Raw genomic sequence first — 18,605 nt, 5'->3', positions numbered from 1 at the left:
AGGTCGTGTCGGGCAAATAGCGCCGGTCATCGCGCGCCGCGCGCCAGGCGATCTTTGACCGACACGGCCTGGCCTCCCGTACGCTGCGGCCGTGCGGGAGGCTTGGGTACTCGATCGACAGAGGCTCAATGCGGGGCGGCACGACCTGACGAAGGTCGCCGCCTCGCTCTCTTCGTCGCTGCCTTGCGTGGCGGGTACGGCGCTGCTGTGCCGGCCGGACTGGGTGCCCGACGAGCCGATCGCGCTGGGCGCGCTCACGTTGCGGTTCGACAGCGCTCATCCGGCGCCCTCGTTCGACGGGACGGAGCCGGCTTCCGCGCACCTGCGGGCAGGCTTCGGGTCGTACGCGGAGGCACTTGGGGCGCTGGCTCGGCCGGCGGTGTTCGAGAACCGGCCGGCGTACCGGCTGCTCGACGCCTCCCTCGCCGAGCGTGCGCTGACGTTCGGGCCGGGGTCGTACTTCGACGGCGTGAACGTTGGCGAGGCCGTGGCGCACGAGCTCGCCGCCGGCGGTCGGGAGTTCCGTTCGCTGGTCGGCGACCCACGCGACTTCGCGCGCCGCCCGGCGCTGCCGGCGATCAGCACGTTGACGCTGCGCGCGGGCCCGGTGACCTCGTTCGTCCTGCACTTCCGCGACGCCGCGAAGGTCGCGCACGGGGGCGGCCTGCACCAGGTCATGCCGGTCGGCGTCTTCCAGCCGGTGAACGCGGCGCCGGGGAGCTTCGCGAACGACTTCGACCTGTGGCGCGGGATGGTGCGCGAGTACAGCGAGGAGTTCCTCGGCCGTTCGGAGTCCTACGGCGACGACGAGCCGCTCGACTACGACGCGTGGCCGTTCTATCGGGCGATGACCGAGGCGAGGGACGCCGGGCTGATTCGCGTGTACTGCCTGGGCCTTGGCGTCGACCCGCTCACCTGGGCCACCGACCTGCTGACGGTCGCGGTGTTCGACCCGGACTGCTTCGACGACCTGTTCGGCGGACTCGTCCAGACCAACACCGAGGGCACGAGCTCACTGGTTCCGTTCGAACGGAAGATCCTCGAGCCCCTGCTCGACGGCACCAAGCCGATCCAGGCCGCCGGCGCGGCAGCCCTCTCGCTCGCCGCGATCCACTGGGCCCAGCTCGCCTAGCAGTCGCAGCCGTCCACACACCCGCAGGTGCTCGTCCCTTGGACGAGGATCTCGGTGGAGACGGTGACGGGGAGATCGCAGCAGGTGTCGCCTCGCCACGCCTCGATGCCCTCCTTGACCGCGACGCCGGCGATCACCAGGGCGGCCAGCGGGTCGGCCCAGCTCCAGCCGAACAGGCTGTTCAGCCCGAGCCCGACCAGCAGCACCACGGACAGGTACGTGCACAGCAGCGTCTGTTTGGAGTCGGCCACCGCGCTGGCGGATCCGAGCTGCCGCCCGGCGCGACGTTGGGCGTAGGAGAGTCCGGGCATGACCGCCAGCGACAGCGCCGCCAGCACCAGGCCCACCGTGGAGTGCTCGGCCTCGCCGCCGGTCAGCAGCGACCGGATCGACTCGAAGGTCACGTACGCGGCGAGCGCGAAGAACGAGACCGCGATGATCCTCAACGCCCGTTGCTCGCGGGCCTCCCGTACGGCGTGGTCACGGGCGGAGAACTGCCACGCCACCGCGGCCGCCGACGACACCTCGACCACCGAGTCGAGCCCGAACCCGATCAGCGCGGTCGACGACGCGATCGTGCCCGCGCTGATGGCCACCACGGCCTCGACCACGTTGTAGGAGATCGTCGCGGCGACCAACCACCGCACCCGCCGCGCCAGCACCGTTCGCCGCTCCAGCGTGGTGGCGACGGGCAGCTGCTTCGTCCAGAGCGCCATCAGGCGCGGCCGTACGTGGGACACAGCGCGACGGCGTGACCGGTGGCGTCCAGCACCCGCTCGGCCGCGACCAGCAGGTCCATCAGCTCCGGCTGGGTCAGCGCGTAGAACGACTGGCGTCCCTCGGTCCGGTAGTCGACCAGCCCGCAGTCCCGCAGGCACGCCAGGTGCTTCGACACCGTCGACTGCGCCAACCCCAGCTCCGCGGTCAGGTCGACGACCCGTACCTCCCCGCCGGCGAGCCGCTGCAGGATCCGCAACCTGGTCTCGTCGGCCAACGACCGGAACAACGCGGCCGCGGGAGTCACGGTGGACACGGTCCGATCCATCGCCATTCGGCGATGCTATCGACCATCGGCTATATAGGGAAGGTCAGAGGGCGTCGACTTCGGCGTGCAGAACGGCGATCGCCTCGTCGGCGTCGAGCCCGCCTGCCAACACGCGCAGGGTCAGGCCGTCGGAGAGCGCGAGCAGGCGTCGCGACACGGCGAGCGCCTCGGCGGCGCCGACCTCGCGCATGGCTCGTACGTGGGCTGCGCATTCGGTCTCGCCGACGCGCAGCGCCTCGGCGAGGATCTGGCGGATGCGGGTGTCGGTGATCGCGGTGGCGAGGTAGGCGTACCAGACCGCCACGCCCATGCGCCCGGGCTCGGTGCGCGGCACCTGCTGGGACAGGACGTGGAAGAGCCGGTCGCGCGGCGGAGCGTCCGACGTTCCCTGGTAGGCGCCGACGGCCTGGTCGATCAGCCGGGTGAGCCCGGCGAGGACGAGGGCCTCCCGGCTCGCGAAGTAGTGCTGGATCCGGCCGATCGACACGCCCGCGGCCTGCGCCACCACGCGCAGGCTGACCCCTTCGATGCCGTGCTCGGCGATCACCTGCCAGAGCGCACGGACGATCTCCTCGTGGCGCTGCTCGTGGTCGACGATCTTGGGCATGGGTTTGAGCTTATCCGGTACGGTCATACTGTAACCTGATGCAGTACGAACGTATTGCAAAGATTCCGACGGGGAGACTTCCATGACCACGGACACTTCGCCGGCCGAGACCCAGGAAGCGCCGGCCGACCCGAAGAAGCGGACGAAGCGGCGCCGCTGGCCGGTCGTGTTGCTGGCCATCGTGGCGGTGCTCTCCACGACCGGATTGGTGGCGATGCTGGCGATGGGCGGACCGAGCCTCGGCTACTTCCGTACGCCCGAGGGCCGCGCGACGTACGTCTCCGCGTACGAGACGGCGATGAAGACCATGCCCGCGCCCACCGCCACGCGCGATCTCACCACGACGTTCGGGACCGTGCGCGCCTATGCGTGGGTCAACGACAAGCCCGTCGACGACACCCCGGTCGTCCTGCTGCCCGGTCGGGCCAGCGGCGTGCCGATGTGGGGCACCAACCTGCCGGACTTCGCCGCCCACCGCACCGTGTACGCGTTCGACGCCGTCGGCGACAGTGGACTGTCGGAGCAGACGCTCCCGCTCCGCGACATGGACGACAACGCTCGCTGGGTCGACGAAGCTCTGGCCGCGTTGAAACTCGACCAGGTGCACCTGGTGGGGCACTCGCAGGGTGGCGGCCTGGCCGCGGCGGTGGCCGTACGCCACCCCGAGCGGATCGCCAGCCTCACCATGCTGGACCCGATCATGACGCTGGGGACGATCCCGCTGTGGGCCTTCGGTTGGACCGCGCTCGCGTCCCTGCCGGGCATCCCGAAGTCGTGGCGCGACCACGCACTGAACAAGATCGGCGGCGTCGAGGACGAAGAGGTCGACCCGAACGACCCGATGGCCCGGATGATCGCCGCCGGGACCGAGCACTTCTCGTCCGGGAGCCTCCCGACGCCGAGCCCGCTGACCGACGCCCAGCTGAAGGGCCTGCCGATGCCGGTGTACGTGGCGCTGGCGAGCGACAAGTCGCTGGCCGGCGGCGGCGCGGCCGAGAAGGCTGAGCTGATCCCGGACGCGCAGGTCAAGGTGTGGCCGAACACGACGCACTCCCTGCCCATGCAGGCCGGCAAGCCGCTCGACGCCGAGCTCGAGTCGTTCTGGGCCGCACATCGCCCGTAGTCGCGTTTGCCCTTGCCGCGTTGGGAGTTCTCGACGTAGTGGCACGCACCAGTATGCGTGTCGGTGATCGGTCGGGTGGGGGAACGATCGTTCCTATCGCGCCGTGAGTCCGCTTGGAAAGCTCGACGTGGCATAGCTTTCCAGGTTCATGAGCGGAAGGTTTCCCCATGAGACAACGCATTGCGGCTCTCCTCGGCACGTTCGTCGCGGTGATCGCCGGGCTGATCGCGTTCTCCGTTCCCGCGCACGCCGCGAACGAGAACGGCCACTGCGAGACGGGCGAGATGTGCATGTGGCAGAACACCTGGCACTCGGCCGGTGTCTACGACTCCTTCTACAGCATTGCGAACCTCACCACGAAGGTGTTCATCCGGAACTGCGGGACCGACTGCAGTGTGGACGACAACGTGAGCTCGCTCCGGAACTACGACGCCGGCAAGTACGTCCGGACCTGGCAGCACGCGAACTTCAGCGGCGGCCTGTTCACCCGCAAGTGGGCGAACGGACCCGACGAGCTCGATGCGGCGATGGACCTCACGATCGACAAGTTCAACAACGGGTTGGTGGTCAACGACAAGATCACCTCGTTCTGCTTCGTCTATGAGACCAGCCCACACCGACAGTGCCGAGGCATCTCGCGGTGAACGTCGCCGGCGCGCGAGCGTCGTGGGCGGGCTTCCTTGCGGGTGTGGTGCTGGTTGCGGGTGCGTCGGCGTGCGCACCCCAAACAGCCCACCCCGCAAGGGGATCCTCCACCGCCGCCTTGTTGAGGGTCAGCGGAGTGTCGGAGATCAAGCTGCCACTCGACGCGCTCTACCCGACCGCGCAGCAGGACCTGCGGATCCAGCGCGCCGAGGGCTTGCTGACTTCGCGCTGCATGCGCGGGCGGGGATTCTCGTACGCGCCGCCCGCGCCGTTCCATTTCGACATGGCGTCGGCTCGGGAGCGGTTGTTCGGGCTCATCGACGAGAAGGAGGCGCGGGCGCACGGCTATGCCGGGAGGGTGGAGGCGGAGTCGCGCCCGCCTGCTTCGCCGCCGCTTTCGGCAACCGTGGAGAAGGCGCTGACCGGTTGCGTTTCTGAGAGTGCCAAGGCCGTCTCGGGTGGCGTCGAGAACGTGGACCCAAGTGTGCTCGACGAATTGTCCATGCGTACCGGTGGCATGGCCGAGGCGGACGAGCGCGTCAAGGCGAAGTTTCGCGAGTGGTCCGCGTGCATGAAGGCGGAGGGCTTCGCGTTCGCCGATCCCTGGCAGCCGAACGACGACCCGCGCTGGCAGCCGGGCAAGCCGACAGCGGTGGAGAAGCGTACTGCGGTCGCCGACGTGCGGTGCAAGCACAGCACGGGGCTGGTCGACACCTGGTACACGGTGCTGGTGGGCTACCAGCGCGAGGCGATGTCGACGTTCGCCGGCCAGCTGGGTCGGCTGGCCGACGCGACCGCGACGCGGGACCGCAATGCCAAGCGGGTGTTGGCAGATGCCCGTTAGTTGACGTCGAACTCGTTGCCCTCCGGATCTCTCATAGCCACGGCGTAGTGGTCGAGGCCTTCCTGCTGCAGCACCCGAACGGCGGTGGCGCCGAGCTCGGTCAGCCGCCGCACCTCGGCGTCGACCCGTTCCCGCCGCGTGGCGAGCGGAACCTCGCGCCCACCGCCGGCGTGGATGTCGAGGTGGAGCCGGTTCTTGATCGTCTTGCGTTCCGGAACGACCTGGAACCAGATCCGCGGCCCACCACCGCTGGGGTCGACGATGCGGTCCTCACCGGCCCCGAGCTCCTCCTCGGGCACCCCCACCTCGCGCCAGTAGTCATCCCACGACGCAAACCCCTCCGGCGCCGGCGCGAACTCATACCCCAGCGCGGCAGCCCAGAAGCGCGCGAGCAGATCGGCATTCGCGCAGTCGATCACGAGCTGATACCTGACAGTCACAGGCCCTCCTTCGTTGGATACCTGAGCGCCAGCTTGCCCGAGCCCACCGACACTCCTCACCGATCACGGGCGGGCGAAGCCCCAGATCGGTGAGACCACCGGTGGATCCGCGTCCAGGCCGGTCGCCGCGAGGGCGGCGGCAAGGACGTCGTCGTGGAACGACCGCAGCTCTGCCTCGGTGCGCCAGACGTCGACGATGACGAAGCCGTCGCCGTGGGGCTTGGTGAAATGGACCATGAGCCCGGCGGGTGGGCAGCCCATGGCCCCGATGGCCTCGCCGATGCGTTCATCCAAGGCGTCGTGCTCCACCTGCGTGGCGTGGTGGATGCGCGTTTCCACAGCAACAGCCATGATCCCTCGTCCCTCCGGCAGTCAGAGCGCCCATCCTTCGGCACGCACCCCGTCGATCGGTATCGGGCGAACGACGTATGTCGTCCGTCACGGTGCAGCCTTCAGTCCGGTGAGACGCAGGAGGACGGCGAGTCCATCGGACGTGCCAGGCCAGTGTCGCTCGATCGCGGCGAGGCCGGCACGGCGGACGACGGAGCGCAGGACCAGGGTGACGATGACCGCGTCGTCGGCGTACCCGAGGATCGGGACGAAGTCCGGGATCAGGTCGATGGGGCTGGCCAGGTAGACCATCAGCAGGACGAGCCGGATGCGGACACCGCGGGGCAGGGTCTTGTCGCCGGCGAGCCGCTTCAGCAGCCGGAGCAGGTCGGGGAGAAGCCGGAGCGCTTCCGTCAGCATCGGACCGGACGGCTTCGCGACCCACATCACCGCCACCAGCACCAGCCAGCACAGCAGCACCCCGGCGACGATCCCGACGATGATTCCCAGCCAGGTCGGCATAGAACGTCCTCCAAGTGTGGTCAGCTCACCGTAAGCAACGTCGGCCATGATGAGGCTCATGGCGCGCGACCACGAGGGCCCCTCGACACCTCATCGACTGTCGATCGAGAACGACAATCGCCCGTCGAGCTCGCCCTACATTGAGCGCGTCTACCGCAGCGAGGGCATCATCGCGCCGACTCGGATGCACTCGATCGCAAGCCCACACTGGGAGCTGGCTTTCGCCGAGGTCCGCGGACACGTTCACGTCGCCGTCCGGGGGCCGGAGACGAAGCCGACCTCGGTACGGGTCGACCCCGACGGGTCCTGGTTCGGGATCGTCTTCGCCCATGGCACGGCGATGCCACATCTGCCGGTCGATCGCCTGGTCGACTCTGCCGTACCGGCGCCGTACGCGACCTCGACCACGTTCGTACTCCGCGGGGAGGAGTGGGAGAGGCCGACGTACGACAACGCCGAGGATCTGGTGACGCGGCTCGTGCGTACGGGCGTCCTGGTCATCGATCCGCTCGTCGCCGACGTCCTCGCCGGCGACGATGCCCCGCGGCTGGGCGCACGTTCGGTGCAGCGCCGGGTGGTGGCCGCGACCGGGCTGACCCAGGGGGCGATCCGCCAGATCAGCCGTGCACGACAGGCAGCCGTCCTGCTCGGTGAAGGCGTCGCGCCGCTGAACGTCGCACACCGGCTGGGGTACTTCGACCAGCCGCACCTGGCGCGATCGCTCACCCGCTTCATCGGCCGGACGGCGACAAGTCTGCGGCAGCCGACCCCGGCGGAGCCGCTGTCGCTTCTGTACAAGACCGCCCACCGACCCACTCCGTAGCCTCGGCCGCGCGGCGCCTGACCGCATCGATGACCGGAGGTCGGTGTGTCCACAGCAGTGCTCGACATGTCCATGTCCCTCGACGGGTACATCTCCACACCCGACGACTTCCTCGGCGGGGACGACGGCGAACGGCTGCACAAGTGGGCCGCACCGGAGTCGGATGAGGTGACCCAGCAGTTCGTGACCGAGTGGAACTCCGCCGGCGCGGTCCTCACGGGACGGCGCACCGCGGAGCTGATGGACCACTGGGGCGGCAGTCACGGTGGCATGCCGATCTTCGTGGTCAGCCACCGCCCGCCCGGCCCCGCCGCTCGGTGGGGCTATCCGTTGGTCACCTACGTCACCGACGGGATCGTCAGCGCCATGGCGCAGGCGAAGGCCGCGGCCGAGGGCAGGGACGTGCAGGTACGGGGCGCGAACGTGGCCCAACGTGCGCTCGAGGCTGGCGTGCTGGACGAGATCCAGATCCACCAGATCCCGGTCCTGCTCGGCCGTGGCCACCGCCTGTTCGAGCTCCTGCCGGCGGAGATCGAGCTGGAGCTCCTCCGCGTGATCGACACACCGGCCGCCACCCATCTCCGCTACCGCGTCCACCGCTGAGCGCCAATGTCCGGGTAGCGGCCGGCGAAGCTTGCCGAACAGAGGCGTGCCGCGTCCGATGCTCGTCGGATGCACGATGAGCAGGTAGTCGTCGATGACGCCCGGGTGCTCGGCGAGCTGGGCGAGCAGGTCCGGGCCGCAGGAGAGCATGACGTTCTCGTCGCTCGCGTCCTTGAGAATCCGCAGCTCTCGTTCGAGATCCGAGCCGATCACCCGGATCGAGTCGTCACAAGCGAGCGTCCTCGACGGCACCACCTTCGCCATCGACTGGGCCGCGGACCACCATGGGACCATCGCGTCGTGCGACCTCCGCCCGAACACCCACGTGCCGGCGCTCCGGAACAGCTCGACGTTGTACGCCATCGCCTCCTCGCCCCAGGCGAACCGTTCCCACAGGCCGCCTTCCGCGGTCTCGATGAAGCCGTCCACTGTGATGTGGATGAAGTACCTGAGTCGTCCCATGGACCGAATCCGGTGAAGCCGTGAACGCCGCAGGCCCGCGGTTCGTACACATGGCCATCGACAGCGCTCACAACCGAAGGAGAATCCTCATGCGGACAGCGATGTCCATCACCGCGGTGGCGGTCCTGGCACTCACGTTCGGCACCGCCGGCACTGGTGTGGCGGTCGCGGACACGGCGTCTGGTGGAACGCCGCGCAGCTACGAGCACGTGCTCCCCGGTGCCGGCAGTGCGAGTGCGAACGCGACCGCCCATGCCGACGGGCGGGTCACGGGGACGGCGACCGCGCGCGGTGGGCGGTCCCTGCTCCCGTTGCCCCTTCCCCTGCCCGGCTTCGGCACCTCCAGCGCCGGCGCGGGTGGCAGTGCGGAACGCTATTTCGACGCCGCCGCGGGCACCTACGAGGTCAAGATCAGGTACGTGTCTGCGGTAGGCGAGGAGAACGAAGGCAAGGGCGGACGGGCGTCCAACGTTCGGACCTCGGTCGCCCAGTTCGTCGGCTCCGAAGGGCATCAGGCCGCCCCGGTGATCGAGTTCGAAGGCCTGCCCTCGTCGCCGGCAACGGTGACCACCACGCTGCTCGTCAGCGTCCCCAGTGGCGAAGCGGGGCGGATCTGGGTCAAGGGCGACGTCGGCGCCAGCGCCGCGGCGGATGCGGGTCAGACCGCCACGGCCCGGGTCAAGGTGTCCGGGATGAGCTTCACGATCAACCGCATCCGCTGACCAGGCGAGGGGTGCGTCGGGAAGCTCGGTGCACCCCTAGTCAGCATGGTCCGCTTCGAGCTCCTCGCGGGTTTTCGCCAACAGGGCAGGGAAATCGCCACCCAGCTTGGCGATCGTGTCGACGACGTGAGTGCGGTACGCCTCGACCTCGAAGATTCCCCGCGGACCCAGCTGGCCGTCGCGGAGCTGAGTACCGATCTCCTTCCACAGCGGGTCGTCGGACTCGGCGAGGAGTTCGTACAGCGTGCGGCGGCGGCTGGTGTCGTCGGCGATCAGCTCGCCGTACGGGCTGTCGGGCGCGAGCCGCATGATCGCGGCCAGGTCGGCCGGCGCGCCCTCAGCAGCGGGTTGGTCGTTCATGTCGCCTCCTCAGGAGGGCAGTACGGAGATGGCGCTGGCGTCGCCGGTGACGGTGGGCAGGTTCGGCAGCTGCCCGCCGGCTTGCAGGTCGCCGAAGTCGTTCTGGGCCGCCGCGACAAGGGCTTTGACCGCTTCGTACTTGCTCATCAGCTCGAACAGGTTGGTGATGGCCTGGACCAGCAGGACGATCTCCCCTCCGGCGATCACCGCGGCGACGCCAGCGCTGACGCCGCCGGTCGCGGCGGCTCCGCCGGCTCCGACCGCCACCGTGCCCGCGATGAAGAACGCGTAGTCGATGAGCGAGTTGGCAGCTTCCTCGATCAAGCCGCGGTAGGCCGCGGCGCCTTCGGCAGCACGCTCGTACTCGTCTGCCATCGCGTCCAACGCGCCGGGCGCCTCACGCAGCGGCGTCGCGACCGCGCCGAGCCACACCACGCAGGCGTCGGCGGAACGTCCCCGCCACACCGGCCCGAGCAGGTGGCGGGCGCGATCGATGCCGATGCCGGTACGTTCGGCCGCGTCGCCGGCTTGGCGCAGTACGTCCGCGTACCTCCGCAGGCCGGCCCAGTCACCGACGAGCGGCTTGGTGAACACCTCGTAGGGGTCGTACGACTTGTCGAGAATGGAAAGCCCTGCAAGGAAGTTGGTGACCTCGATGACGGTGGCACGGGCGGCGCTGGCCGCGCTCGGGCCGAGAACGTCCCAGATCCTCGGGTGATAGGCCAGCCCCGGATCGTCTGAGTAGTCGCGCGGCTCGTGCAGTGCACCTGCCGGATCCTCGACGAACTCGAACGGCCCGAAGACCTTGGCGTCCCCGAGGGAGGTGTTCTCCGCTGGGGTTTGCGTCGTGTCCCATGGCGGCAGCGACACGTCGACAGTGTCGAGCCGACTCGGCACGGTGGCGTCGATCGTGGCCGTGTTGGCTGTCTCGGTGTCCTTGAAGAGCCGGATCGTCGCGTCGATCTTGCTCGCGGTCGTCGCCAGCACCGGGTCCGCCGCCTTGTCGAACCAGGACGCGGCATGCTCGACAACGGCGTCGTGGTTGCTGCGGACCACGCCGAACGCGTCGTCGCCGTCGCTCTCGAGCTCCGCGTACTCCCGGTCCCGGACGAATCGCCCGGTCTGCCTGCAGTAGCCGGTCGCCTGTTCCATCATCGTGCCCAGTCCCGGCACCGCGGCGAAGTCCATGAAGAAGTCGGCCCCGCCTTCGTACCCGGACTCAGGCGTCCTGCCAGGTACGGGAAGCGGTGGAGCGTGCCCGTCGGTCACCAGTTCCTCCGTGCGTCTCGGAAGTCGACACAGCTGCCGAGTATGGACCGACGACGCTTCACATCGGCCTCAGCGCGCGGTGGCGGGCGGGGGTACGGCGAAGCCGATCCGTAGCAGAAATGAAGCGCTCGTCTGGTGCCGTCCACCAAGGAGAATCGACAGGAGGGAAGACGACATGATCGCTTTCGACCGCGAGTGGTTCACCGGCTGGGAAGGGTTCTTCGGTACGCGTCCGGCCGAGTGGTAGGCGAACCGGCCCGGTGCCCGGGCAAATGATCATGTTTACATGATCATTTGCCCCTTTACGCCGGGTAGACGCCAGGTAGAGGGGCCACTGGCCGGGTGAGGCAACCCTAGGCGAACTACGCTAGTCCTCGTACGTCGCCAGGTGGCCGCGGATCGCGGTCACGCTGGCCATCCAGTCCTCCGAGGTGCTCTCGATCCCGAGCTCGGCGAAGGTCCGCAGAGCCAGCTGCCAATGCCGCCGAGCTTGGTCGTGCTCCTGGCGAGCGCGGTGCGCGTGAGCGATGCCGTCGTGCGCACGGGCGGCGTCGACCTGTTGGCCGATCTGGTTCGCGATGTCGAGCGCTTCCTGGTGGCAGGCGAGGGCGTCGTCCGGCCGGTCCTGACTCAGCCGTGCCCGGCCGAGTCCCTGCAACGCCTCGAACGTCCAGTTGGGCTTGCCGAGTTGGCGAGCGCTGGACAGGACGTCCTCGTAGCAGCCGGCGGCCTCCTCGAACCTGCCGTGCTTCAGATGTACGCCGCCGAGACCGGTCAACGACGCCAGCTCGGCGATCCGGTACCCGTCGGCGCGCGCGATCTTCAACGCGCCGGCGAAGTCGTCGGCTGCCCGCGCGTCGTCTTGGGCGAGGTGCGTCCAGCCCAGGCCGAACAAGGCGTCCAGCTCGCCGAACCGGTGGCCGGTGTCCCGGGCCAATGCCAGGCTCCGCGTGAGGTGCTTCGCTGCCAGCTCGTGCTGGCCGCGCCCGTTGTACAGGTGGCCGAGTCCGAGTTGCGCCTCCAACGCTCCGGTGGGGTACTCGGCCAGCTCCGCGAGATCCAGAGCACGGCCGAACGAGTCGGAAGCCTCGGCGAACTGGCCCTGCAGCCGTTGCATCTGCCCGAGCCCGTGCAGCGCGTCCGCCTCGCCCCGCCGGTAGGCGCTCTCCCGTGCCGACGTCAGCGCCCGCTGGTAGAGCGGTTCTGCCTGGGGGTACTGGCCGGCGAGTCGATGCAGGTGGGCGAGGCGTACCACCGCGTCGACCTCGGCTACGGCGTCACCGGCGGCGCGAGCCGTGTCCAGAGCCAGCTGGTCGAGCCGCTCGGCGTCGGTCGTACGGCCGCGGCTCATCAGGTGCCGTTCGAGGAGAGCGGCCAGTCGCGGCGGATGGTCCAGCCAGCCGTTCTCGGCCGTGTACCGCGCGACGGCCAGCAGGTTGGGGAGTTCGAGGTCCAGCCAGGTCGTCGCCTGTTCGGCGGTCTGGAACGACGGCACCGGGTGGTCGCCCGGAGCGGGGTGCGGGCGGCGTTCGTACTCGAACGGATAGCCGACGTCCATCGCCACGGCCGCCGTGTGCAGGTAGGACGCGAACAACCCCTCGAGCGCCGACCGGCGGGTGGCCGCGGGCTCGTCCGCGCCGGCGATGGCCGCGGCGTGTTGGCGGGTGAGGTCGTGGAACCGGTAGCGATCGGGGGTCGGCTCCTGCATCAGGTGCGCGCTGAGCAGTTCCTCGAGCAGCCGCCGCGTGCTCTGCGTGTCGCCTTCGTCGAGGAGCGCCGTGGCAGCGTGCAGGTCGAGGTCTGGTCCGGGATGGAGACCGATGAGCCGGTACGCATGCTGGTGGCGAGGGGTGAGTTGGTGGTACGACAGGTCGAGGGCACCGATGACGCTTCGCCGGCCGAGGTCGAGTTCGTCCAGCCGGCGTTGACGATCGGCGAGCAGATCCAGGAGATGTCGCGCCGTCCACGTACGGTGCATGCGCAGCCTGGCCGCGGCGATGCGCAGCGCGAGCGGTAGCCGTCCGCACAGCTCGACGAGCTCCCTCAGCAGCTCGGGTGGCTCGCCGGCGAGGCGTTCGGGGCCGGCGGTGGTCGTGAAGAGCCCGAGCGCGTCGGCCGGGGGCAGCACGTCGAGCGACACCGTACGGGTCTGGTCGAGGGCGGCCAGGCGGCGGCGGCTCGTGATCAGCACCAGGCAGTGCGCACTTCCCGGAATCAGCGGCGCGACCTGTGCCTCGGTCGCCGCGTTGTCGAGCAGGAGGAGGACCCGCTGGTCGGCGAGGTGGCTGCGGAAGAGCGCGGCGCGAGCGTCGAGCTGCGGCGGGATCTGCTCGCCGGGTACGCCGAGGGAGCGCAGCAGTCGGTCCAACGCGTCGCTCGGGTCGACCGGCTCGATGCCCTCGGTGAAACCGTGCAGGTCGAGGAAGAGCTGGCCGTCCGGATAGCGCTCGGCCAGCTGATGCGCGAGGTGGACGGCGAGGGTCGTCTTGCCCACCCCCGCCATGCCGTCGATGGCGGTGATGACCACCGTCGGGCTGTCGTCGTCGGCATCGAGCTGGGTCAGTTCGGCGGTGCGGCCGACGAACACCGGTGGCGGCGCGGGCAGTTGCTGCGGGACCCCGAGGGACGCCGGCACCGGTTCGGCGACGGCGGGTTGGTCGGCGAGGAGGTCGGCGTAGACCTGCTGGAGCTCTTGGCTGGGGTCGACGCCGAGCTCGTCGGCGATGCGGAGCCGGATGTGGTGGTAGCGCTCCAAGGCGTCGGCGCGCCGCCCGCAGCGGTCGAGGACGACGAGCAGCCGGGCCCAGAGCGACTCCCGCAGCGGGCACCGTACGGTCCACTCGTTCAGCTCGCCGACGAGCTCGCCATGGCGTCCAGCCGCGAGATCGAGGTCGATCCGGCGTTCCAACGCCGAGAGCCGCAGCTCGGACAGCCGTGGCGCCAGCGTCTCGTCGAGCCAGCGGGACTCGACTCCTTCGAACGGTTCGCCGCGCCAGAGCCCGAGGGCCTCGTCGAGTCGCTGGCGTTCCTCGGCGGGGGTGGCCCGGGGTGACGCGTCGTCGAGGAGCTGCTCGAACCGCAGCGCGTCCACCTGGTCGGCAGCGGCGTCCAGGACGAGCCCGCCGGAGTGGCCGCTGATCAGCTGCGCGCCGAGCTCGGCGCGCAGCCGCGTCGCGTACGTCTGCAGGCTGCGCTTGGGATTGTGCGGTGGGTCGTCACCCCACACGGCGGCGGTCAGGCGTTGCATCGACACGGTCTGGCCGGCCGACATCGCGAGGACGGCCAGCAGCGCGCGCAACCGGCCAGTGGTGAGCCGCACCGGGCGGCCGTCCACGGAGACCTCGAGCTGGCCGAGTACGCCGACCGTCAATCTGGGCAAGGTTCCCTCGCTGCGCTGACGACTCCCATCACCCTAGGGTGTCAGCGCCAGGCCGGCTCACCCGTCCGCGTTCTGGCCAGTCGCATCGCCGTCTTGATGTTGTCCACCAAGCGGTCGCCGACGTTCACCTTCGGGAACGGCTCGTCCGGAACGTCGACGCCGAGGAACCGGCACAACGGCTCCCAGCCCTCCTGGACGCGGTAGACCAGCAGCCGCTCGGCGGGCACCGTGCTTCGGACCCGTTCGTAGTGCTCTGCGAACACCTGCAGGCAGTGCTCCTTGTCGAACACCCGCCCGTCGAACGTCCCCGCCGCGCCCCTCCCCAGCGCCGCCTGCATGCGCGCGAAGCCGGACCGTTCCGCCCACTGCTGTTGCTCGTCGGTGAGCGACTCGCCGAACGCGAGGCCACGCCGGAACATCTCCGCGTGGCTCTCCCACCAGCTCTCGGGATCGCGGTCGGTAAGCAGGAGCTTCGCGTCCGGGTAGGCGGCGGCCAACTGCTCCCAGAAGTAGACCGTCGGCCAGTCCATGGTCGCTCGGTAGCCGTCGAAGATCCGCGCCCAGTCGTACTCGCCGCCAGCCTCGTACGCCTCGTACGCGGCGTGCCAGTGGTCGCCGTCGCGGCTCCGACGCAGGGCCTCCATACCGTGGTAGCACGGCCCGAACCCCAACCGTTCCAGCGCCGCCTTCACCGACATCGATCCGGTCCGGTGCAGGCCGACACCGATGACCTGTAGTCCTGGGCTCATGCGTTCGCCGTCGACACCCAGGCCAGGAGCGTGGCTGGCTCGTCAACCAGCTCGACGCTCACCCCGCCGTCGGGCCACCTGCGGTAGCGGACCAACCCCTGCGAGGTGCGGTGGACCGACAGCGTGGTTGCGCCGTTGCCCTTGTCGCGCATGGCACTCCTCCGTCCGTACGTGGAACTCGTACGGACTCATGCCACCGGGCACCGGCTTCACATCCGCTTCACCTGAGTTTCATCCGACTCAGGTCAAGGTCAGAGCGTGTCCAGCTTGTAGAAGGGGGCTGCGACGCGCATCAGTCTCCCGCCGCCGAAATCGACGACGACGGCAACTTCGCCGTCAACGGAGCTGATCCGTCCCAGTCCTTCCTTGTCGTGAGACACGCGGTCGCCGACCTCGAACACCTTGATCGGATCGGGCTCGCGGGGCTTGAAGGGACTCGTGGGCAGGTGACGACGCGTCGTCGCGCGAGAGGACTCCATCAGAGTTCCAGTATGCCCACTCCACCCTCGGTACCGACAGCCGTCGGCCACCCAAACCGCCATACGATGCCCCAACCGCGCCCAACGGTTACTCCCCGCAGCCACATAGAAGCACACCGTGCCACGCCGAAGCTGACCGAAGACCGCTCAGACAAGAAGAGCAAAGACCGTGCACCACGGCCGGACGGAACCGTCCCGCCCAGGCCCGCCACGAATCGCGGGGGTCTGGGGGGCTCTGCCCCCCAGTGAGGAATGCGGGCACGCCGAAGCTGACCGAAGGTCAGCGAGCAGGGTCGGCGACCCCGTGCCCCCAACGGGATTCGAACCCGTGCTACCGCCTTGAAAGGGCGGCGTCCTAGGCCTCTAGACGATGAGGGCGCGCGGAATGTCCGCCGCGTGGCGCGGGGCTGAGTCTAGGGGTTGGACCTGTCGGGGGCCAAACTGGTTGCGCCTGGCGTCACCGACGGTGTCACCGACGGCAGCGGCGTGAGGGTGATCGTCGGTGCGGGCAAGGGGGTCTCCGGCACCGGGCCGGACGGCGTCGGGATCGGCGTGGGCGTCACGGGCTTCTCGAGATCGTCCGGAAAGACCTGGTGCCGCTCGATCTGGACCGATCGCAGGCCCAGGCCGCCGATCGTGATCTCGTCCCACGCCTCCAGCGCCCGCGTCGAACGGTCCAGGTACAGCACCGACATCTCGATCGGCAGCGGCTTGTCCGGCCCCGCCTCGATCGCGCGCAGCCCGGAGCCGCCCGTCGAGCCCTCCTGCATCAGGCGCGAACCGCCGGGCAGCAACTGCACGAGCCGCTTGTGCCCGTGCCCCGTCAGCAGCAGCGGCGCGGACCCGTCGAAGAACTGCGCGCCGGCGCTGTCGTGGTAGACGATCATGTCCGGAGGCGTACGTTCCCGCGAAGCCACCTTCGCGATCGACAGCGCCTGCCGCGCCACCGCCTCGGTCTCCTCCGCGGTGTCGCGGTGCGAGCGGTCCGGCGTGAACCGCGGATCCCCGGCGCCCAGGAAGCGGATCCCGGAGACCTCGCGTACGTGACCGTCCAGCACCACCGCGTTCTTGATCTTCCGCATCGCCTGCTCGGTGATCAGCGAGTCGTGGTTGCCGCGCACCCAGACGTACGGCACGCCCAGCTTCTTGATCGGGTCGAGGTAGGCGTTCTCCGCCGCGAGCCCGTGGTCGGAGATGTCGCCGGAGTCGACGACCAGGTCGACTTGGTACTGCTTCACGACCGAGGCGATCAGCTGCCACGAGTACGGCATGATGTGCAGGTCCGACACGTGCAGCAGCCGGATCACGTCCGAGCGCGGCCGGTACGCCGGCAGCGTCGAGGTCACGTCGTACAGCCGGGTCACGTTCGTGACGAGCCGGGTCAGCTCCTCCTGGTACTCGTCCAGGTTCTCGGCGATGTCGGACGCGTTGCCGATCAGCGACGGGGCCGAGGTGAGCAGACCGGTGTACTTCGGCTCGGTGATCGCACGCGGGTCGTACGTCGTCCCCGCCGCGATGCCTGAGCCCGCGACCAGCACCAGCGCCACACCGCCCGCGACCAGGGACAGGCGCCAGCGCCGGACGACGATGAGCACCATCACCGCCGCACCCAGCACCGCCGCCACGCCACCGCGTACGGCGGTCTGAACGACGCCCGTACGCAGGTCGGCGCCGATCGTGTCCGGCAGGTTCGAGATCACCGCCGGATCCTTGAACAGCGCCTCCGCGTCGGCCTGGTTGATCCGGTCGACGCGCGCCTCGAGCCGCAGCGGCCCGTCGTGGCTGTCGATGCTGATGGTGCCCAGCGGCGGCAGCTCGACGACCGACTCACCGTTCCAGCTCGGAGCGATCCGCATCGTGGTCTCGACCGGCCCGATGGACGGATGCGTGACCCCGCCGAACACCATCCCGAGCGTCGCGCCCACGCCTGCGAGCACGATCAGTGCCAGGATTTTCACCGGTTTGTCCAGGAACCGGCCGGCGATCCGGAAGCGGGCGCGCCACCTTCGTACGGCGTCGCGACCGCGATGGGTTCGCTCGGTTACGTCGGCCATTGGTTCCCTTCTACCCCCGTCACCCACAATATGTGCGTGCTGGAGATGAGTCGGGAACGGTTCGAGGAGCTTGTGACCGAAGCGTTGGACACGATCCCGGCGGAGCTGGCGTCGCTGATGGACAACGTCGCGCTGTTCGTGGAGGACGATCCGCCGCCGGGCGAGCCGGACCTGCTCGGCCTGTACGACGGCGTGGCGCTCACCGAACGCGGTGACTGGTACGCCGGGGTGCTACCGGACCGCATCACGATCTACATGAACCCGACGTTGCGGATCTGCGAGTCCGTCGAGGACGTGGTGGACGAGGTGCACATCACGGTCGTGCACGAGATCGCCCACCACTTCGGCATCGACGACGCCCGCCTGCACGAGCTCGGCTACGACTGAGCCGAACCGTTCGGGCTGGCCTTCTTCGCAGCGGTCTTCTTGGCGGCGGTCTTCTTCGCAGCCGCCTTCTTCACGGTCGACTTCTTCGCCACGGCCTTCTTCGCGGCCGGCTCGGAGCCGTCGACCGCCTTCGTCGCGGTCTTCTTCGCCGCCGTCTTCTTGGCGGCGGTCTTCTTGGCAGCGGGCGCCTTCTTGGCCGCGGCCTTCTTGGCCGAAGACTTCTTCGCGGCGGCCTTCTTCGCCACAGGCGCAGCAGCGGGCTCCGGCGCGGCCGACACCGCGGCCGGGGGCGGCGGGAACGGCGCGAGCTCGTCCTCGTCCTGCAATCCGCGCCCGGGCAGCCGATCGGAGATGTTCCGCTCCACCTGCGCGATGAGCTCCGCCATCGCCTGCTGCTGAGCGCTCAGCACGCCCTGCACGGCGTGTGCGAAGTCGACCAGCGAACGCTGTTGCTGCTGGAACGCCTCCTCCACGCGCTCACGGAGATCGGAGCTCTGGATGCGCTCGAGCAGCTCGCCCAGCGCCTTCTGCCGAGCTTCCTCGACCTTGCGTACAGGCTCGGAGTCAGCCAACGCCTTCAGCCGCGCGGTCAGTTCACGGTAGTAACCCTGCAGGTCGTTCACGCGCTCT

Annotated in this window: 22 protein-coding genes, 1 tRNA gene and 1 pseudogene; 8 read left to right on the top strand and 16 right to left on the bottom strand. The window is 69.4% G+C overall.

Annotated elements, in window-relative coordinates; translation table 11 throughout:
- The first annotated feature begins 91 nt into the window (after positions 1–91).
- Positions 92–1,132, top strand: coding sequence for a hypothetical protein (locus JOD67_RS08560; RefSeq protein WP_205116851.1), 1,041 nt, complete (start codon positions 92–94; stop codon positions 1,130–1,132).
- On the opposite strand, the gene JOD67_RS08555 is transcribed toward JOD67_RS08560, so the two are convergent.
- From JOD67_RS08555 to JOD67_RS08545, 3 genes are read right to left on the bottom strand one after another with little or no spacing between them, the layout of a single operon-like run.
- Positions 1,129–1,848, bottom strand: a complete 720-nt coding sequence (locus JOD67_RS08555; RefSeq protein ID WP_205116849.1) for a cation diffusion facilitator family transporter — start codon at positions 1,846–1,848, stop codon at positions 1,129–1,131. The two genes, JOD67_RS08560 and JOD67_RS08555, sit on opposite strands and share 4 nt — an antisense overlap.
- Positions 1,848–2,183: an ArsR/SmtB family transcription factor gene (locus JOD67_RS08550; protein ID WP_372442323.1), complete on the bottom strand. Its 336-nt coding sequence runs from the start codon at positions 2,181–2,183 to the stop codon at positions 1,848–1,850. Before JOD67_RS08550 ends, JOD67_RS08555 begins: the two co-directional genes overlap by 1 nt.
- A 37-nt stretch (positions 2,184–2,220) precedes the next feature.
- Complete coding sequence (locus tag JOD67_RS08545; RefSeq protein WP_205116847.1) at positions 2,221–2,784, bottom strand: TetR/AcrR family transcriptional regulator; 564 nt, start codon at positions 2,782–2,784, stop codon at positions 2,221–2,223.
- A gap of 82 nt (positions 2,785–2,866) precedes the next feature.
- On the opposite strand from JOD67_RS08545, the gene JOD67_RS08540 reads away from it, so the two are divergent.
- From JOD67_RS08540 to JOD67_RS08530, 3 genes are all read left to right on the top strand, one after another.
- Positions 2,867–3,907, top strand: coding sequence for an alpha/beta fold hydrolase (locus tag JOD67_RS08540; RefSeq protein WP_205116845.1), 1,041 nt, complete (start codon positions 2,867–2,869; stop codon positions 3,905–3,907).
- Positions 3,908–4,074: 167 nt separating this feature from the next.
- Positions 4,075–4,551, top strand: a complete 477-nt coding sequence (locus JOD67_RS08535; RefSeq protein WP_205116843.1) for a peptidase inhibitor family I36 protein — start codon at positions 4,075–4,077, stop codon at positions 4,549–4,551.
- Positions 4,552–4,688: 137 nt separating this feature from the next.
- Complete coding sequence (locus JOD67_RS08530; RefSeq protein ID WP_205116841.1) at positions 4,689–5,396, top strand: hypothetical protein; 708 nt, start codon at positions 4,689–4,691, stop codon at positions 5,394–5,396.
- Here the strand turns inward: JOD67_RS08530 and JOD67_RS08525 are convergent.
- The 3 genes from JOD67_RS08525 to JOD67_RS41115 form a co-directional block, all read right to left on the bottom strand.
- Positions 5,393–5,836 carry a VOC family protein gene (locus JOD67_RS08525; RefSeq protein ID WP_205116839.1) on the bottom strand — a complete coding sequence of 148 codons (444 nt, stop codon included), beginning with the start codon at positions 5,834–5,836 and terminating at the stop codon, positions 5,393–5,395. The two genes, JOD67_RS08530 and JOD67_RS08525, sit on opposite strands and share 4 nt — an antisense overlap.
- Before the next feature lie 63 nt (positions 5,837–5,899).
- Positions 5,900–6,187, bottom strand: coding sequence for a hypothetical protein (locus JOD67_RS08520; protein WP_205116838.1), 288 nt, complete (start codon positions 6,185–6,187; stop codon positions 5,900–5,902).
- Positions 6,188–6,274: 87 nt separating this feature from the next.
- Entirely contained in the window at positions 6,275–6,688 is a 414-nt protein-coding gene (locus JOD67_RS41115) for a YkvA family protein (RefSeq protein ID WP_275577061.1), read from the bottom strand.
- A gap of 58 nt (positions 6,689–6,746) precedes the next feature.
- Here JOD67_RS41115 and JOD67_RS08510 point away from each other — a divergent pair, with 58 nt between their 5' ends.
- Together JOD67_RS08510 and JOD67_RS08505 are read left to right on the top strand one after the other, a co-directional pair.
- On the top strand, positions 6,747–7,511 hold the full coding sequence (locus JOD67_RS08510; protein ID WP_239553770.1) for a helix-turn-helix transcriptional regulator: 765 nt from the start codon (positions 6,747–6,749) through the stop codon (positions 7,509–7,511).
- Positions 7,512–7,556: 45 nt separating this feature from the next.
- Entirely contained in the window at positions 7,557–8,114 is a 558-nt protein-coding gene (locus JOD67_RS08505) for a dihydrofolate reductase family protein (protein WP_205116836.1), read from the top strand.
- Between the two features lie 42 nt (positions 8,115–8,156).
- Here JOD67_RS08505 and JOD67_RS42345 read toward each other — a convergent pair.
- Positions 8,157–8,576, bottom strand: a pseudogene (locus JOD67_RS42345) (dihydrofolate reductase family protein); the annotation flags it as partial.
- An 89-nt stretch (positions 8,577–8,665) separates the two neighbouring features.
- Here JOD67_RS42345 and JOD67_RS08495 point away from each other — a divergent pair.
- Positions 8,666–9,298, top strand: a complete 633-nt coding sequence (locus JOD67_RS08495; protein WP_205116835.1) for a hypothetical protein — start codon at positions 8,666–8,668, stop codon at positions 9,296–9,298.
- Between the two features lie 36 nt (positions 9,299–9,334).
- Here JOD67_RS08495 and JOD67_RS08490 read toward each other — a convergent pair whose 3' ends face one another.
- The 8 genes from JOD67_RS08490 to JOD67_RS08455 form a co-directional block, all read right to left on the bottom strand.
- Positions 9,335–9,658 carry a hypothetical protein gene (locus JOD67_RS08490; protein ID WP_205116834.1) on the bottom strand — a complete coding sequence of 108 codons (324 nt, stop codon included), beginning with the start codon at positions 9,656–9,658 and terminating at the stop codon, positions 9,335–9,337.
- Between the two features lie 9 nt (positions 9,659–9,667).
- Positions 9,668–10,927, bottom strand: a complete 1,260-nt coding sequence (locus JOD67_RS08485; protein WP_205116833.1) for a hypothetical protein — start codon at positions 10,925–10,927, stop codon at positions 9,668–9,670.
- Positions 10,928–11,294: 367 nt separating this feature from the next.
- Positions 11,295–14,306: an AfsR/SARP family transcriptional regulator gene (locus JOD67_RS08480; RefSeq protein WP_205116832.1), complete on the bottom strand. Its 3,012-nt coding sequence runs from the start codon at positions 14,304–14,306 to the stop codon at positions 11,295–11,297.
- 41 nt (positions 14,307–14,347) lie between these two features.
- Positions 14,348–15,055, bottom strand: a complete 708-nt coding sequence (locus tag JOD67_RS08475) for a sulfotransferase family protein (protein ID WP_205116831.1) — start codon at positions 15,053–15,055, stop codon at positions 14,348–14,350.
- Positions 15,052–15,207: a hypothetical protein gene (locus JOD67_RS08470; protein ID WP_205116829.1), complete on the bottom strand. Its 156-nt coding sequence runs from the start codon at positions 15,205–15,207 to the stop codon at positions 15,052–15,054. The genes JOD67_RS08475 and JOD67_RS08470 overlap by 4 nt, the downstream gene beginning before the upstream one ends.
- Positions 15,208–15,306: 99 nt before the next feature.
- Positions 15,307–15,534 carry a hypothetical protein gene (locus JOD67_RS08465; protein ID WP_205116827.1) on the bottom strand — a complete coding sequence of 76 codons (228 nt, stop codon included), beginning with the start codon at positions 15,532–15,534 and terminating at the stop codon, positions 15,307–15,309.
- A 305-nt stretch (positions 15,535–15,839) separates the two neighbouring features.
- Positions 15,840–15,912 (bottom strand) — tRNA-Glu (locus JOD67_RS08460).
- Between the two features lie 35 nt (positions 15,913–15,947).
- Positions 15,948–17,588, bottom strand: a complete 1,641-nt coding sequence (locus JOD67_RS08455; RefSeq protein WP_205116825.1) for a metallophosphoesterase family protein — start codon at positions 17,586–17,588, stop codon at positions 15,948–15,950.
- Between the two features lie 45 nt (positions 17,589–17,633).
- Here JOD67_RS08455 and JOD67_RS08450 point away from each other — a divergent pair, with 45 nt between their 5' ends.
- Positions 17,634–17,975 carry a metallopeptidase family protein gene (locus tag JOD67_RS08450; protein ID WP_239554609.1) on the top strand — a complete coding sequence of 114 codons (342 nt, stop codon included), beginning with the start codon at positions 17,634–17,636 and terminating at the stop codon, positions 17,973–17,975.
- Here JOD67_RS08450 and JOD67_RS08445 read toward each other — a convergent pair.
- Positions 17,966–18,598, bottom strand: coding sequence for a hypothetical protein (locus JOD67_RS08445; protein WP_205116821.1), 633 nt, complete (start codon positions 18,596–18,598; stop codon positions 17,966–17,968). The two genes, JOD67_RS08450 and JOD67_RS08445, sit on opposite strands and share 10 nt — an antisense overlap.
- Positions 18,599–18,605 lie beyond the last annotated feature (7 nt).

This window comes from Tenggerimyces flavus (genome assembly GCF_016907715.1).
Classification (GTDB): domain Bacteria; phylum Actinomycetota; class Actinomycetes; order Propionibacteriales; family Actinopolymorphaceae; genus Tenggerimyces; species Tenggerimyces flavus.
This window is presented reverse-complemented; position numbering and strand designations above follow the sequence as displayed.